Below are 14,538 nucleotides of genomic sequence, written 5' to 3' on the forward strand. Positions count from 1 at the left end.
GCGGGGTCAGAGCTGCGTGAGTGACTCCACGACCCACGCCGAGGCGTCGGTCGGGGGCTTGCGACAGCTGTTGCGCCGCGGCGGCAGGGGCCGTTGCCCGGCCTCGACCCGCCAGGCGCGGCCGTCGGTGTGGGTGACGGTGGCGACGAGCGGGGTGTCGGGATCGACGGCGACGACGAGGTCGTCGGTCCCCGCCTCGACGCCGGTCCCGCGCACGGCGACCTCCGCCACCTGCCCCGCCGGGGTCCACGTGCTGCGGCCACGCAGGTGCTCGGTCTCGACCCGGCCCGACAGCTCCGCCCCGACGACCCGCGTGGCGTGCTCCACCGTGGTGGGGCCGTAGGTGTAGCCGGTGCCGGGCAGCAGCAGGACGGGGGCGAAGCGGTGGCCGCCGGTGTGCGAGCACTCCCACACCCCGGCGTCGGGGTCGAGGGCCGCGAGCCGCTCACCCACCGCCGCCTCGAGTCCGGCCGCGACGGGGCGGCCGCGCGCGGCGCAGCACTGGTCCCGCTTGCCGTGGGTGCACACGAGCGCGAGCGGGCCCGCCATCTCCCGGGTGCCGGGGACGGGGGTGCCGGGCGTGAGGTCGAGCTGCAGCAGGTCCGAGGCGCCGCCGACGGTGCCCACCCGGATGCCGCGGTGGCCGGGGCGGGTGTCGCAGAGGAAGAGGTGCGGGCGGTCGATGTGTTGGCCCTCGCGACCCGGTCGGCGGACGAAGAGCACGCGGACCCCGCAGGCGGCGGCGTGCGCCTTGAGCCGCTCGGACAGGTCCTCGCCCAACGCCTCGCCGTCGAAGATGTCGCGGCCCCAGCGGACGGGGACCTCCAGCAGCACCCACGCCGTCTCGTGCGCGGCCGTGCCGGCCGGCGGCTCGTCCGCGGATTGGACGGAGCACCAGTCGGGGTGGGCTGCGGGGTCGAAGGCTGGCACGCCCCCATAGTGCCCCATACGGGGGTTCGACGCCCGTCGAGGCGGTCCGCACGGTGACATGACCGTAGCCACCTTGTGGGACAACAGTGACTGGTGGGACTTACACTGGGGGCATGCTGAACCGACACCGCCGCTTTGCCGCAGCCGTCGCCCTCACCGCCGTCGCCGGCCTGGGACTGGCGGCGTGCGGCTCCGACACCACGGAGGACGCCGGGGCCCCGGGCGGGGACACCACCTCGGCGAGCTCCGCGCCGGCTGCCCTGGCCAGGGCCCTGAACCCCGACGAGGCCACCGCGGAGGACACCACCGCGGGCAACCAGACGAACACCGCCCCCAAGGCGGTGACCGTGGACCAGCCGACGCCCGCGGAACTCGTCGTGACCGACATCCGGGTGGGCAGCCACCAGAACCGGGACCGCGTGGTGTTCGAGCTCGCCGGTACGGGCGTGCCGGGCTACACGGTCGACTACGTGGACTCCCCCGCCCAGCAGGGCAGCGGGAACCCGGTGGAGGTGGGCGGCGACTCCTTCCTCCAGGTGATGATCGACGGCCAGACCCTGCCCACCGAGGGCGGCCCCGCCGAGGTGGAGGTAGGCGAGGCCTCCGCCGACGAGGCGACCGGCGTGGCCGGCGTCGCCTTTGCCGGGCAGTTCGAGGGCCGAGCCCAGGCCGTGATCGGCCTCGAGGGCACGGACCGCCCGTACACCGTGTTCACCCTGCAGAATCCGACCCGCGTCGTGGTGGACGTGGAGAAGTAGGCCCCGCCGGCCGACCGGGCGGTGCGGGCGGGGGCTCATTCGTAAACCCCCTCGACCGTCCAGCGACCCGATTCGTCCCCGAGTACGCAGCCGAGCAGCAGCGCGGCCGCCCGCTCGGGGACGACCTGCATCCGGGCCCGGGGGCGACGCGGCGCGCCGTCCGGCGCCGACTCCCACCACCCCTCGTCGAGCGGCCACGGGCGCGACCAGCCGAGCAGCGCGCAGCGCTCTCGGCCCACCTCGAGCACCGCGGGGCGGCCGGTGAGCAGACCCCGCTCCCCCATGGCGACGGGCTCCCCGCCGCCGGTGCGCAACACGACGCCACCGGCCAGCGACACCCCGGACACGACGCGCGAGCCGGGGTCCGCGGACTCGCGGATCTCCAGACGGTAGGCCGCGCCCGGCCACACGACCGACGGCGACGGCGCCGGCAACGCGCCCGGCCACGGCCCCTCCGTGCCGGGGTCGGCCGGCTCCTCCCCGTAGGCGACGGACCGCACACGCTCGGCCGGGCCGCGTCCCCCGACCGCCACGGGCACGCGCACCGACTCGGGCCCGAGCAGACCCTGGACCCTGACGAGCGCCCGGTGGACCCGCGCCTCGGCCAGCCCGGCCTCGCCCCACAGCCCCTCCTGCACGTGGCCCGCGGGGACGACCTCCACCGGCTCGAGCACGAGCGCGGTGATCGCCCCGCCCCCGGGCCCCTCGGGCCCACCACCGGCGAGCGCCGTGCCGGTGAGCCAGCCCTCGAGCTGCCAACGCAGCCGGTCCGCGGTGCCCTCCGGGGTGAGCGGCGAGGAGCAGCGCCACACCCGGCTCACCTCGGCGCCGCCCTCCACCCGCGCGGTGATGGCCAGGCGCAGGCAGGCCACCCCGGCGGCGGCGAGCGCGGCGTGCATCTCCCCCGCCAGGCGGCGGCCGAGGAACGCCGCCTCGTCGACCCGCTCCAGGGGCTCGGGGCAGCGGTGCTCGATCGCCGAGCCGACGGGAACGGCCGTGACCGAGGGCGGCCGCCACGGCACGGCGCGGGCGATGCGGTGCGCCACCGTCCCCGAGGAGCCGAAGCGGGTGGCCACGTCCCGCGCGGGGAGGGCGGCGAAGTCCCCCAGCGTACGCACGCCGAGGCGCCGCAGCAGGCCCACGAGCTCGGCCAGCACCTCGACCTCGCCCAGCGCGGGTTCCATGACGAGCGCCCCGACGGGCAGGCCGGCCAGGTAGTCGACGTCCCCGCCCGGCTCCAGCAGCGCCGAGGCCCGCGCGCCGAGGACGGCGGTGGGCAGCTCGTCGGCCAGCCCCACCTGGCACTCCGCCCCGGCCGCGGCGACCGCGTCCACGACCCGGGTCACCACCTGCTCGACCCCGCCATGGAAACGCAGGGCGCCGGCCGCGGAGAACACGAACAGCCCGGGCCGCAGCACCTCGATCCCCGGTACCACGGCGTCCAACGCCTGCACCACGGGCTCGAACCACACGGCGTCCCGCGCCGGATCAGCCGGCACCACGACGAGCTCCGGACACCGGAACTGCGCCTCCCGCCGCCGCAGCCCGCGCCGCACCCCGACCGCCCGCGCGACGGCGTTGCACGCGAGGACGCCCCGCGGGCCGACGACGGCGAGCGGCAGGTGCAGGCCGTGCCCCTCGGCCCGGGCCGCCGCGACCGTCGGCCAGTCCGGGCACCACACCGCCATGACGCGCGCACTCATCCCGCGACCGCCCGTCCCGAGGCCGTCCACTCCGTGGACCGCGCCGGCGCCGCCCGCCCAGAGCAGCGCACCACCGTGGACACCGAGGCCAGCCTGCCCGCTCCCGCGCCCAGCCCGCCGTAGCGGCAGTGCCGCCCCGTGAGGACGAGTTCCGCACCGGGCCAGTCCGGACCCACGAGCAGCACCGCCCCCGCGGCGCGGACCCGCCCGGCGAGGACGCGGGCCCGGGACGGCGCGACCGCCGGGACGCCGGGGCCCAGGAGGACCAGGTCCAGGCCGTCGAGCAGCACCGAGACCACCGCCGCCGGGTCCGGGCCCGCGTCCGGGACGAGCGCCAGGCAGTCCAGCCGCCCGCCCTGCTCGGCCACAGCCGCCACCCCGAGCTCCGGCCAGCCCACCACCGCGCAGCGCGCCCCGGACGCGGTGGCCGCGGCGAGCAGCCCCACGCGCAGCGTCGCACCCCCGGCGACCGCCGTGATCCGCCCCGCGGGCAGCACCCCGCCCGGGAGCAGGGGCGCCACCGGGGCGGGGACGGCCACCCCGGGCACCGGCGCGGGGGCAGCGGGTGCGGAGGCGGCCGACGGCCCCGCGCCCGGCATCGCGGCCAGGCGCCGGCGCAGCTCCGCGACGCGTTCGGCCCGCGGATCGACAGTAGAGGCCGCCTGTACCATCACCAGCACCTCCCGTCACGGGCGACACGCCGCCCCGCCTGCAATCGAACCGATTTTCGACTACGCCGAACAGTGAACACCACGGGTACGACACCGCGCAAGAACACCTGTTCGAGACGGGGTCCTCGTCGTCGTCACCACCTCCCGCCCCCACCCCACACCGGCAGTTCACCGGCACTCCACCCGCACGGAAACCCGGTGCCCGTACCCTGGCCACCATGAAGGCCTCCATCGGGAACCGGATCGTGCTCATCGGGGCCGGCGACGTCGGCATCGCCTACGGATACGCCCTGGTCAACCAGGGCCTGGCCGACCACCTGTCGATCATCGACATCGACCACGACAAGCTCGTCGGCGAGGTCATGGACCTCAACCACGGCGTCGTCTGGGCGCCCTCCCCCACGCTCGTCACCGAGGGCGCCTACGCCGACTGCGCGGACGCCACGATGGTCGTCATCTGCGCCGGCGCCGCCCAGAAGCCCGGCGAGACGCGGCTCGACCTGGTGGGCAGGAACATGACGATCTTCGAGGGGATCGTCGGACAGGTCATGGACTCCGGCTTCGACGGCATCCTGCTCGTCGCCACCAATCCCGTCGACATCCTCACCCAGGCCACCTGGCGCTTCTCCGGGCTGCCGAGCGCGCAGGTCATCGGCTCCGGCACGATCCTCGACTCCGCCCGGTTCCGGTTCATGCTCGGCGAGTTCTACGACGTCGCCCCGATGAGCGTCCACGCCTCGATCATCGGCGAGCACGGCGACACCGAACTGCCCGTGTTCTCCTCCGCCAACGTCTCCGGCGTCCCGCTGCGCCGCGACCTCGACGGCGACCCGGCCAAGCGCGAGCGACTGGCGCAGATCTTCGCCGAGACCCGCGACGCCGCCTACCGGATCATCGACTCCAAGGGCTCCACCAGCTACGGCATCGGCATGGGCCTGGCCCGCATCACCCGCGCGGTGCTGCGCAACGAGCAGGTCTCACTGCCCGTCTCGACGCTGCTGCGGGGCGAGTACGGGCAGGACGGCCTCTACATCGGTGTCCCCGCCGTGATCGGGCGGACCGGCGTGCAGCGCGTGGTGGAACTGGAGCTCGACGCCACCGAGCGCGAGCAGTTCGCCGCCAGTGCCGCGGCCCTGCGGTCGGTGTCGGACCGGTTCGACATACTGCGGTGAGTTGAGCGCGGCGCACGAGACGGGCGGTCAGCAGAAGCCCACGTCATGACCGACCCGCGGGAGCCGCGTTGTTCAGTGCATGGATAGACGAATCCGGATCGGATTCACGACGCGACCCCGGCACCTACATCCTCGCTGCAGCGATCTGCGAGGAGAACGCGCTGGATGCCCTCCGCGGCCGCATGGAATCGCTTCGCCTCCCCGGACAACGCAAAGTGCACTGGAGAGATGAGCGCCCCTCCAGAAGACACACCCTTACCGCCACAGTGGCCGAACTCCCCGTGGAGCACATCGTGGCGGTCCGCTGCGATGCGGAACAGCGCCCGGAACGACGCCGCAGACTGTGCCTGCAGAAGGTCATGATCGAGCTCTCCGCCCTCGGCGTCGCGCGGGCCACCGCCGAATCTCGTGGAGCGAAGGATGACTCCCGGGACATGAAGATGGTCACGTACCTCCGGGCCAAAGGTGCACTCGATCCCTCGCTGCGACTACACCACGCCGCCGGGCCCTCCGACCCTGCGCTGTGGATTCCCGACGTCTGCTGCGGCGTCGTAGCCGCCCACCGTCTCGGCCACCCCGAATACTGGAACCTCCTCGCCGGCCGCATCACTCTTCACGACGTCGACTGAAATGCCGCGAACCCCAGGCCCTGCCGTCCGGCAGGATCTCCTGGGGTTCACTTCCACGCTCATCGCAATGAGCGGGCTACAGGACAAGTATGGGTGCCGGACCACCTGAGTGCAAGGGTGGCCCTGCGGTCCGTGTCGGACCGGTTCGACATACTGCGGTGAGAGGTGACGACGACGAGCTCACCCATCCCACGGAGGCGGCCATGGCCACGCACACCACCGACTACACCGACACGGTGATCCTGCCCTCGGCGGATACGAGGGCGGAGTCCGCGAAGGAGCCCCCGACCGGCAAGGGGTCGGTCGCCGAGCTGCAGTACGCGCGTCTGTCCGGCGGGGACTACGTGTGGACGAGCGACGACCTGCTCTTCGACGTCCACTGCGAGCGCAAGCAGATCGCGGAGGCCGACCGCGAGGCCGAGCGCGCGGCGTTCTTCTCCAAGGGCCAGCCGTGCCTGCGCACCTCGCCGCTGGCCAAGACGTACGGCTGGGCGTTCCACTTCGACTCGGCCGGCCGGATCGCCCTGCTGCCCATGGGGTCCGAGCGCGTGGCAGAGCTCGAGGCGGACCCGGCGGTCACGGTCACGCGGGCCATGAAGAGCTCGCGATAGACCCCGCCCGTCAGTAGTCCGCCGGCGGATCGCTGGCCGGGAAGGACTCGCGCCCCCATTCGTCGGCCAGGGCGTCGTCGTGGTCGTGCCGGGCCTGCTCGTCGCCGGACTCGGCGGGGGTGAGTGGTTCGGTCATGGCTGCCTCCCCTGCTGGTGTCGGAAGATCCGACACGGCCCACGCTAGTCCGCGTGGTGCGCCCAGCCCAGACCCCCGAGCCAGTCGAGGACCGGACCGGCGACGACGGCCACGAAGCGCTCGTAGCCGGCCGAGCCGGGATGCGCGCCGTCGCGGGCGGCCACCTCGCTCATCCACACCGCGTCGGCCAGCAGGGCGTCGTACGTCGGCACGAACGGCACCCCGGCCCCGGCGCACGCCGCCCCGATCGCCGACGACCGCGCCGCGATCCGCTCGTTGATCTCCGCGCCGGGGTCGATCCGCTGGTGGACGTCGTCCCACGCGATCGGCGGCGGCCCCACCACGAGGAACCGGCCCTCGGGCGCGCGCTCGATCATCCCGCGCAGCGCCGCGAGCGTGCCGGCCTCGTCGACCCGCTGGACGCCGTCGACCAGCATGACGTCGTTGACGCCGAACTCGGCGATCACCGCGGTCCCCGGCCACGACTCCAGCCGCCGGTCGATCTCGTCCCACCGCGCGAGGATCATCTCCGAGGTGTCGCCGCCCACGCCGACCTCGGTCACGTGGAGCAGCCCGCCGTCCCCGGCCGCGTGCTCCTCGAGGAGCCCCGTCCAGCCGCGGCCGGTCTCGTCGCCGAAGCCGGCGACAAAGGAGTCGCCGATGACGAGCACGGGCAGGTCGGTCAGGTCGGTCGGGCCAGTCGGGGCGGTCATGGGTCTATCCTCCCCGGTTGCGCTTCCTCTTGGGACCGCAGATGATGCACAACCCCGAAGCAGCAGGTTGGAAAGGATGCGCAACCCAGGGCGGGAGCGGGCCTAGGGCGGGAGCGGGCCCAGGGCGGGAGCGGGCCTGGGGCGGGAGCGGGCCCGGGAAGCGCGCTCAGTCGAGGTGCCGGGACTGCGCCCAGCGGGTGAGCGCGTGGCGGTTGGACTGCTGGGTCTTGCGCAGCACGTTGGAGGCGTGGGTCTCGACCGTCTTGACCGAGATGAACAGCTCCTCGGCGATCTCCTTGTAGGTGTAGCCGCGGGCGAGCAGCCGCAGCACCTCCTTCTCGCGCGGGGTGAGCGAGTCCACCTCGGGGTCGTGCACGGGCTCGCCGCGCTCCTCCGGGCCGGGGGCGGCGCGGGCGAAGGCGTCGAGGACGAACCCGGCCAGGCGCGGGGAGAACACGGCGTCGCCGTCGGCCACGCGGCGCACGGCGTCGGCCAGCTCGTCGCCGGAGATGGTCTTGGTGACGTAGCCGCGGGCGCCGGCGCGGATCACGGCGATCACGTCCTCGGCGGCGTCGGACACGCTCAGCGCGAGGAAGGTCGGCCCGGCCTCGTCGGCGAGCACGGTGCGCAGGACGGCCACGCCACCGCCGTCGGGCATGTGCACGTCGAGCAGCACCACGTCGGGCTCGGCCCGGCCGATCCCCGCCACGGCCTCGGCCACGGAGCCGGCCTCGCCCACGATCTCGATGCCCGCCTGGTCGCCGAGTTCGGCGCGGACGCCGCTGCGGAAGACCGCGTGGTCGTCGACGAGAAAGACCCGGCAGGCCCGACCACCCACGTCAGCGTCCGTCACTGTTCCTCCAGCGGCATCTCGATCCCGATCTCCGTCCCGCGACCGAGCGTACTGCGCACGGTCACGCGGCCGCCCCGGCTCTCCACCCGGTGGCGGATCGACCGGGTCAGACCGTGGCGGTCCTCCTCCACGGACGCGGGATCGAACCCGCGGCCACGGTCGCGGACAAAGGCACTGAGGACCTCGCCGTCGTTCTCCACGTACACGTCGGCCGTCTCCACACCGGCGTGCTTGGCCACGTTGACCAGGGCCTCACGGACAGCGCCCAGCACGGCCTCCTCCGACTCGCCGACGGGGCCGTCGCCGCCCACCACCACCTGGTCGACGCGCAGGCCGTAGGCGTCCTCGACGTCGCCCACGATCACCTCCACGGTCCCGGCCACGGTGGCCGCGCCCGAGGACATACGGGACTCGGAGCCGAAGAGCCACTGGCGCAGCTCGCGCTCCTGGCGACGTGCGAGCCGCGACACCTGCGCGGGGTCGTCGGAGCGCTTCTGGATCAGCGCGAGCGTCTGCAGCACCGAGTCGTGCAGGTGGGAGGCGATGGTGCTGCGCTCGGCCTCGCGGATACGCGCGGCGCGCTCCTCCTCGAGGGAGCGCCACAGCCGCATACCGAGCGGCACGCTGAGCAGGCCCACCCCCACGAGCGTGGCCGCCACGGCGAGGATCGACGACTGCAGCGCGGCGAGCTCGACCTGGCCCAGCACCACCACCGCCAGGCCCACCACGACGAGGGTCACGCCGGCCGTGACGCGAGCCCAGTCGAACGAGGACCGCGGGGCGATCCGGCCGCCGCGGTCGTACTGCTGCCACACGAGCATGGCGCCCACGGCCACGACGAGCACGGGGACGAGGACGTGCAGGGCCGTCGCCGTCGCCACCATCACCGAGAGCACCGCCCCCGCCACACCCACCACCAGCAGGGCGAGGCCGCGGCGCCGCTCCGCGGACTCGGGCGACGACGGCACCTCGCGCGCCGGCGCCGACGGGGTGAGCACCCACAGCACCGCGTAGAACAGCACGCCCGCCCCGGAGATCGAGGCGAGCAGCGCCATCGCCAGGCGGACGTGCGTAACGTTGACCCCGAGGTGCGCGGCGAGTCCGGCACACACCCCACCGAGCACCGAGCGGTCGGTGACGCGGGTGAGCGTGGGGTACCACCGGAACCCCGGCACCGGCGCGCCCGGGGAGCCCGGCGCACTCGGCGGCCGCGCCGGCAGCGCGGGGGGCGGGGCCGGGTCCGTCGCGTTCTCACTCATGTCCGCCATGCTCACAGATCCGACCCGGGGTCCGCATCGGGGTCCGACCCCGAGATCCCGGGGTCCGGAAATCAGGGTCGGCCCCCGATGTGGAACCGGCGCGCACCGGACACGATGGAGTCATGTCCAGCACGAGTAGCACCGACTTCCAGTCCGACCTCCGCGCCATGTGGCGGAGCCGACCCGTCCGGACCCCGGACGATTCCAAGATCGCCGGCGTCTGCGGCGGTATCGGTCGTCGCTACGGTGTCGATCCGGTGCTCGTCCGCGTCGCCTTTGTGGTGGCCGCCTTCTGGGGCGGGGCCGGCGTGTTCCTCTACGCCCTGTCCTGGCTCCTCATGCGCGACGCCGGCGACGAGGTGTCGATGGGCGAATCGCTCTTCGGCAAGGGCAGCTCCTCCGGGTCCAAGGGCCTGGCGGTGGTGCTCATCCTGGTGGCCGTGATCGCCGCCCCCACCTTCGGCGGCTCCGGCGAGACGATCTTCGTGGGGGCCGGCGCCCTCATGGCCCTGGCGCTGCTCGCCGGCTGGTACGGCCTGCACAAGCGCACCCCGGAGCCGCCCGCCGGGTGGGCCGAGGTGTCCTCGGTGCGGCCCCGACCCCGCCAGGCGGGCGCCCCCGCCGCGGCGGGTCCCGAGGCCGGCGCCCCGTACGGCCACCGCCCGCCCCCGTCGTGGGACCCGCTCGGCGCCGCGCCCTTCGCGTGGGATCTGCCCGAGCCCGGCGACGCGCCGGAGCCCGATCCGCGCTCGCGTCTGACCACGATCACCCTGGGCCTGGCGATCATCGCCGTGGCCGTGTGCATCGGGCTCGCGCAGTTCGCCGGCGTCACGTGGCTCTCCGCCACGACCATCGCGGCGATCGCCCTGGCCGTGGTGGCCGCCGGGCTGCTCGTCGGCGCCGTCACCGGCCGCGGTCACGGCCTGCTCGTGGTGGCCGGACCGCTCGCCGGGTTCGTCCTGCTGGCCTCGCTGGTCAACCCGTACATCCCCGAGGGCGGCTGGGAGGGCTCCGGCTCGCGCGACGTGGTGATCACCGAGCCCGCCCAGCTCGATACCCCGGTGGTCCACACGGTCGGCTCGGTCGATGTGGACCTGAGCGGCCTCGGACTGGACCGCGACCGCCACTACTCCGTCACCACCGACGTCGGCAGCATCGACATCGACCTGCCCCGCGACCTCGACGTGCGGGTCACCTGTCACTCCGGGGTCGGCAGCGTCGACTGCCCGTCCGGGCTCGACCACGGCGCGGACGGCCCCGGCGGCCCGGTGCTCACCCTCGACGTCCGTAGTGGCGTGGGCAGCGTGGCGGTGACCCGATGAGTGACGACGACGAGACCACATCCGCCACGGCCGATCAGGGAGAGACCATGCCCACCCACACCACCGACCCGGCCCACCGTCCCTTCGACGAGATCCCCACCCCGTCGCCCACCTTCGCCGACCGACCGCTCGACGACCCGCTCCCCTACGGCGTCGGCCCGGCGACCTTCGCCCCCCCGCCCGCCCCGGTGGACACCCGCTCGACCGCGGTCGCCCGCCGCGGGCGTTCCGGGTCGCCGGTCCTCGCGATCGCCGGGCTGCTCTCGATGGGCGTGGCGGTGTGGGCGATCGTCGGCGCGCCCGCGATCAGTACCACGCTCATGGGGGCCGCCGGTCTCGTCGTCGTCATCCTCGTCGGGCTGCTCATGGTCGTCCGCCGCTGACCGACGCCCTCCCTCACCCCACCGCTACGCGGGGTGAAGCCCTACTCCCACTCGATGGTGCCCGGCGGCTTGCTCGTCACGTCCAGGACGACGCGGTTGACGTCGGGCACCTCGTTGGTGATCCGGTTGGAGATCAGGGCCAGCGTCTCGTACGGCATGCGGGTCCAGTCGGCGGTCATGGCGTCCTCGGAGGACACGGGCCGCAGGACGATGGGGTGGCCGTAGGTGCGGCCGTCGCCCTGGACGCCCACGGAGCGCACGTCCGCGAGCAGCACCACGGGGCACTGCCAGACGGTGGCGTCCAGCCCCGCGGCGGTCATCTCCTCGCGGACGATCGCGTCGGCGGCGCGGAGGGTGTCGAGGCGCTCGCGGTCCACCGCGCCGATGATGCGGATCGCCAGGCCGGGGCCCGGGAAGGGGTGGCGGCCGACGATCTGCTCGGGCAGGCCGAGCTCGCGGCCCACGGCGCGGACCTCGTCCTTGAACAGCAGGCGCAGCGGCTCGACGAGGGTGAACTCGAGGTCGTCGGGCAAACCGCCCACGTTGTGATGGCTCTTGATGTTGGCGGTGCCGGAGCCGCCGCCGGACTCCACGACGTCCGGGTACAGGGTGCCCTGGACGAGGAAGTCCACGGAGCCTCCGTCGGAGCCCTGCACCTCGAGCGCCTGGCCCACGGCCCGCTCGAAGGAGCGGATGAACTCGCGGCCGATGATCTTGCGCTTGGTCTCGGGGTCGGTGACCCCGGCGAGGTGTCCGAGGTAGGTCTCGGAGTCGTCGAGCGTGATGAGCCGGGCGCCGGTGGCGGCCACGAACTCGTGCTCGACCTGCTCGCGCTCCCCGGCGCGCAGCAGGCCGTGGTCCACGAACACGCAGGTGAGCCGGTCGCCGATGGCGCGCTGGACGATCGCTGCGGCCACGGCCGAGTCGACGCCGCCGGACAGGCCGCAGATCGCACGGCCGTCGCCGATCTGCTCGCGGACGGCCGCGACCAGGTCGTCGGCGATCGCCGAGGCGGTCCACGTGGGCTCGAGTCCGGCGACCTCGGTGAGGAAGCGGGTGAGCACCTGCTGGCCGTGCGGCGAGTGCTGCACCTCGGGGTGGTACTGGACACCGGCCATGCGACGCTCGGCGCACTCGAAGGCCGCGACGGGCGCGCCGGCGGAGGAGGCGGTCACGGTGAAGCCCTCGGGGGCGCGGGTCACGGCGTCGCCGTGGCTCATCCACACGGGGTGGTGTCCGGGCAGGCCGGCGTGGAGGGCACCGCCCGACACCGTCATGTCGGTGCGGCCGTACTCGCGACTGCCGGTGTGCTCGACCTCGCCGCCGAGGGCCCGGGCCATGGCCTGGAATCCGTAGCAGATGCCGAACACCGGCAGTCCCAGGTCGAACACTGCCGGGTCGAGCGACGGGGCGCCGTCGGCGTAGACGCTCGACGGCCCGCCGGACAGGACCAGGGCCACGGGGTCCTTGGCGCGGATCTCCTCGATGCTCGCAGTGTGCGGGATCACCTCGGAGTAGATCCGGGCCTCGCGCACGCGCCGCGCGATGAGCTGCGCGTACTGGGCGCCGAAGTCCACGACGAGGACGGGTCGGGGTGCCGCCGCCTCGGCGGTGGTCTGGGAGTCGGTCTGTGCGTTCTCGGCCACGGGCCCGAGTCTAGGCCCTGACGGGTCCCGCTCCCCCGCCCCGTCCGACGAACTCGGCCACAACCGGGCCGGGCCCGGCCACAATGGAGCAGGTCATGGTCGCGGTGGGCCGGTGCGACCGGAGGGGTGGGACGCCCTCGCCGGCACGAACAGCGCCCGCTGCCACAAAGGCGGCCGGGACGGACCCCACCACGAAGAACGAAGGGTAACGCCGTGGAACGGATGACCGGGCTCGACGCCAGCTTCCTCTACCTCGAGACCGACGAGCAGATGATGGTGATCAACGGCGTCGTCCACCTCGACGTCTCGACCATCGAGGAGGGCTACTCGTTCGAGCGGCTCCGCAACGGACTGGCCCGGCGGGTCAAGGCGATCCCGCCGTTCCGGCGCAAGATCCACGACTCGCGGCTCAACATCGGCCACCCGGCGTGGGTCGAGGACTTCGACTTCGACATCGCCCACCACGTGCAGCGGATCGACCTCGGCCCGGGTGGGACGGAGGAGGAGCTGCTCGCCATGTGCGGCCACCTGGCCTCCAAGCCGCTCGACCGCGCGCACCCCCTGTGGCAGGTGTGGATCATCGAGCGCGGCGAGCCGGACGCGCCGGAGGTCACCGCGTTCTGCCGCGTCCACCACGCGATCATCGACGGCATGCTCGGCGCTGAGCTGCTCTCCACGCTCGCGGAGACGGACGCCTCGACGCCCGACCAGGACCCCGCGCTCGTCCGCACGCACGTGGGCCGCGCGAGCACGCTGCAGCTCATCGCGGGTGGCGCCTGGGACCTCCTCGGCCGGCCGCTGGCGTTCTTCCGCCTGCTGCCCGAGACGCTGTCCATCCCCAAGGAGATGAAGCGGGCCAAGGAGCAGGCCGGGGGCGGCGAGTCCATGCCCGCCCCGTTCACTGCGCCGCGGACGCTGTTCAACCGGACGCTCACCCCCCACCGCGCGGTCGCCACGGCCACGCTCGACCTCGCCCGGGTCAAGGAGGCCCGCCGGCGCCTCGGGGGCGGGACGATCAACGACGTCCTCCTCACCGTCGTGGGCGGGGCCGTCCGTGACTACCTCGCCGGGCACGGCGACACCCCGGCCTCCTCGATGGTGGCGATCGTCCCCATGTCCACCCGTGCCGACCTCACCACGCGCGGCGCCAACCAGGTCTCCGCGATGTTCGCCGCGCTCGCCACGGACGTCGCCGACCCGGTCGCGCGCTACCGCCGCATCGCGGCGGCGTCGGAGACCACCAAGAAGCAGGCCGGGAGCATCCGCCCCGCGCTGCTCGAGAACTGGGGCAGGCTGAGCCCGCGGTGGCTGCTGGACCTGGGGATGCGGGCGTACGAGTCGCTCCGCCTGGCCGACCGACACCCGGTGATCTACAACATGATCATCTCCAATGTGCCGGGCCCGCGGAACCCCATCTACTTCCTCGGCGCCCGGATCACCCACATGCACCCGTTCGGGCCGTTGCTGCACGGCGCGGGGATCTCGGTGACCAGCCTGTCCTTCGATGACCACCTCGACCTGGGCGTCATCACGTGCGAGCACCTCGTGCCCGACCCCGACGTGGTCGCCCGCGGCATCGAGGCGGCGCTCGACGACCTGCTGGAGTGCGCCGGGACGTGACGCCGTGAAGCGCCAACTCGTGCCCGCCCCGCAGGTCGGGGCGCGGTCCCCTAGCTGTACTGCCCAGGGAGGTTGTTTGATCTGGCTTCCCTGATGTGACGAGAACCTCCCGGCAGAGTGGAGCTGCTACCA

The 14,538-nt window shown here is 73.8% G+C and carries 15 protein-coding genes; 7 read left to right on the forward strand and 8 right to left on the reverse strand.

Going from position 1 to position 14,538, the window contains the following annotated elements:
* Positions 1 to 6: 6 nt before the first annotated feature.
* Positions 7 to 948 carry a sucrase ferredoxin gene (locus ACH0BZ_RS10770; protein WP_406898289.1) on the reverse strand — a complete coding sequence of 314 codons (942 nt, stop codon included), beginning with the start codon at positions 946 to 948 and terminating at the stop codon, positions 7 to 9.
* A gap of 95 nt (positions 949 to 1,043) precedes the next feature.
* On the opposite strand from ACH0BZ_RS10770, the gene ACH0BZ_RS10775 reads away from it, so the two are divergent.
* Positions 1,044 to 1,688 (forward strand): hypothetical protein, encoded by a 645-nt coding sequence (locus ACH0BZ_RS10775; RefSeq protein WP_406898291.1) that lies wholly within the window; start codon positions 1,044 to 1,046, stop codon positions 1,686 to 1,688.
* Positions 1,689 to 1,723: 35 nt separating this feature from the next.
* Here the strand turns inward: ACH0BZ_RS10775 and ACH0BZ_RS10780 are convergent, their stop codons facing one another.
* Together ACH0BZ_RS10780 and ACH0BZ_RS10785 are read right to left on the reverse strand one after the other, a co-directional pair.
* A complete protein-coding gene (locus ACH0BZ_RS10780) occupies positions 1,724 to 3,391 on the reverse strand; it encodes a Y-family DNA polymerase (protein ID WP_406898292.1) in 1,668 nt (555 codons plus the stop codon).
* Complete coding sequence (locus tag ACH0BZ_RS10785; RefSeq protein WP_406898293.1) at positions 3,388 to 4,062, reverse strand: hypothetical protein; 675 nt, start codon at positions 4,060 to 4,062, stop codon at positions 3,388 to 3,390. Before ACH0BZ_RS10785 ends, ACH0BZ_RS10780 begins: the two co-directional genes overlap by 4 nt.
* Positions 4,063 to 4,280: 218 nt before the next feature.
* Here ACH0BZ_RS10785 and ACH0BZ_RS10790 point away from each other — a divergent pair, with 218 nt between their 5' ends.
* The 3 genes from ACH0BZ_RS10790 to ACH0BZ_RS10800 all read left to right on the forward strand — a co-directional run bounded on the left by ACH0BZ_RS10790 (position 4,281) and on the right by ACH0BZ_RS10800 (position 6,474).
* Entirely contained in the window at positions 4,281 to 5,234 is a 954-nt protein-coding gene (locus ACH0BZ_RS10790; protein WP_406898294.1) for an L-lactate dehydrogenase, read from the forward strand.
* A 266-nt stretch (positions 5,235 to 5,500) separates the two neighbouring features.
* Positions 5,501 to 5,863, forward strand: a complete 363-nt coding sequence (locus tag ACH0BZ_RS10795) for a hypothetical protein (protein ID WP_406898296.1) — start codon at positions 5,501 to 5,503, stop codon at positions 5,861 to 5,863.
* A gap of 158 nt (positions 5,864 to 6,021) precedes the next feature.
* Complete coding sequence (locus ACH0BZ_RS10800) at positions 6,022 to 6,474, forward strand: DUF6157 family protein (RefSeq protein WP_406898297.1); 453 nt, start codon at positions 6,022 to 6,024, stop codon at positions 6,472 to 6,474.
* Between the two features lie 10 nt (positions 6,475 to 6,484).
* Here ACH0BZ_RS10800 and ACH0BZ_RS10805 read toward each other — a convergent pair whose 3' ends face one another.
* The 4 genes from ACH0BZ_RS10805 to ACH0BZ_RS10820 all read right to left on the reverse strand — a co-directional run bounded on the left by ACH0BZ_RS10805 (position 6,485) and on the right by ACH0BZ_RS10820 (position 9,435).
* Complete coding sequence (locus ACH0BZ_RS10805) at positions 6,485 to 6,610, reverse strand: hypothetical protein (protein ID WP_406898299.1); 126 nt, start codon at positions 6,608 to 6,610, stop codon at positions 6,485 to 6,487.
* Positions 6,611 to 6,654: 44 nt separating this feature from the next.
* Positions 6,655 to 7,323 carry a GDSL-type esterase/lipase family protein gene (locus ACH0BZ_RS10810; RefSeq protein ID WP_406898301.1) on the reverse strand — a complete coding sequence of 223 codons (669 nt, stop codon included), beginning with the start codon at positions 7,321 to 7,323 and terminating at the stop codon, positions 6,655 to 6,657.
* Between the two features lie 166 nt (positions 7,324 to 7,489).
* The gene (locus ACH0BZ_RS10815; RefSeq protein ID WP_406898302.1) at positions 7,490 to 8,176 is read right to left on the reverse strand and encodes a response regulator; all 687 of its coding nucleotides are present in this window, start codon (positions 8,174 to 8,176) and stop codon (positions 7,490 to 7,492) included.
* Complete coding sequence (locus ACH0BZ_RS10820) at positions 8,173 to 9,435, reverse strand: PspC domain-containing protein (protein ID WP_406898303.1); 1,263 nt, start codon at positions 9,433 to 9,435, stop codon at positions 8,173 to 8,175. Before ACH0BZ_RS10820 ends, ACH0BZ_RS10815 begins: the two co-directional genes overlap by 4 nt.
* Positions 9,436 to 9,557: 122 nt before the next feature.
* On the opposite strand from ACH0BZ_RS10820, the gene ACH0BZ_RS10825 reads away from it, so the two are divergent.
* Positions 9,558 to 10,757: a PspC domain-containing protein gene (locus tag ACH0BZ_RS10825; protein WP_406898304.1), complete on the forward strand. Its 1,200-nt coding sequence runs from the start codon at positions 9,558 to 9,560 to the stop codon at positions 10,755 to 10,757.
* Complete coding sequence (locus ACH0BZ_RS10830; RefSeq protein WP_406898305.1) at positions 10,754 to 11,140, forward strand: hypothetical protein; 387 nt, start codon at positions 10,754 to 10,756, stop codon at positions 11,138 to 11,140. Before ACH0BZ_RS10825 ends, ACH0BZ_RS10830 begins: the two co-directional genes overlap by 4 nt.
* A 41-nt stretch (positions 11,141 to 11,181) precedes the next feature.
* On the opposite strand, the gene guaA is transcribed toward ACH0BZ_RS10830, so the two are convergent.
* On the reverse strand, positions 11,182 to 12,786 hold the full coding sequence (gene guaA, locus ACH0BZ_RS10835; RefSeq protein ID WP_406898306.1) for a glutamine-hydrolyzing GMP synthase: 1,605 nt from the start codon (positions 12,784 to 12,786) through the stop codon (positions 11,182 to 11,184).
* A 222-nt stretch (positions 12,787 to 13,008) separates the two neighbouring features.
* On the opposite strand from guaA, the gene ACH0BZ_RS10840 reads away from it, so the two are divergent.
* Positions 13,009 to 14,406 (forward strand): WS/DGAT/MGAT family O-acyltransferase, encoded by a 1,398-nt coding sequence (locus ACH0BZ_RS10840; RefSeq protein WP_406898318.1) that lies wholly within the window; start codon positions 13,009 to 13,011, stop codon positions 14,404 to 14,406.
* Positions 14,407 to 14,538: the final 132 nt, after the last annotated feature.

This window comes from Dietzia sp. 179-F 9C3 NHS, assembly GCF_045369825.1.
Taxonomy (GTDB): Bacteria; Actinomycetota; Actinomycetes; order Mycobacteriales; family Mycobacteriaceae; genus Dietzia.

What these genes read in the sequence shown, in the direction of transcription:
- ACH0BZ_RS10770 (WP_406898289.1), bottom strand. Translation starts at nt 948, where the DNA reads ATGGGGCACTATGGGGGCGTGCCAGCCTTCGACCCCGCAGCCCACCCC.
- ACH0BZ_RS10775 (WP_406898291.1), top strand. Translation starts at nt 1,044, where the DNA reads ATGCTGAACCGACACCGCCGCTTTGCCGCAGCCGTCGCCCTCACCGCC.
- ACH0BZ_RS10780 (WP_406898292.1), bottom strand. Translation starts at nt 3,391, where the DNA reads ATGAGTGCGCGCGTCATGGCGGTGTGGTGCCCGGACTGGCCGACGGTC.
- ACH0BZ_RS10785 (WP_406898293.1), bottom strand. Translation starts at nt 4,062, where the DNA reads ATGGTACAGGCGGCCTCTACTGTCGATCCGCGGGCCGAACGCGTCGCG.
- ACH0BZ_RS10790 (WP_406898294.1), top strand. Translation starts at nt 4,281, where the DNA reads ATGAAGGCCTCCATCGGGAACCGGATCGTGCTCATCGGGGCCGGCGAC.
- ACH0BZ_RS10805 (WP_406898299.1), bottom strand. Translation starts at nt 6,610, where the DNA reads ATGACCGAACCACTCACCCCCGCCGAGTCCGGCGACGAGCAGGCCCGG.
- ACH0BZ_RS10810 (WP_406898301.1), bottom strand. Translation starts at nt 7,323, where the DNA reads ATGACCGCCCCGACTGGCCCGACCGACCTGACCGACCTGCCCGTGCTC.
- ACH0BZ_RS10820 (WP_406898303.1), bottom strand. Translation starts at nt 9,435, where the DNA reads ATGAGTGAGAACGCGACGGACCCGGCCCCGCCCCCCGCGCTGCCGGCG.
- ACH0BZ_RS10825 (WP_406898304.1), top strand. Translation starts at nt 9,558, where the DNA reads ATGTCCAGCACGAGTAGCACCGACTTCCAGTCCGACCTCCGCGCCATG.
- ACH0BZ_RS10830 (WP_406898305.1), top strand. Translation starts at nt 10,754, where the DNA reads ATGAGTGACGACGACGAGACCACATCCGCCACGGCCGATCAGGGAGAG.
- ACH0BZ_RS10840 (WP_406898318.1), top strand. Translation starts at nt 13,009, where the DNA reads ATGACCGGGCTCGACGCCAGCTTCCTCTACCTCGAGACCGACGAGCAG.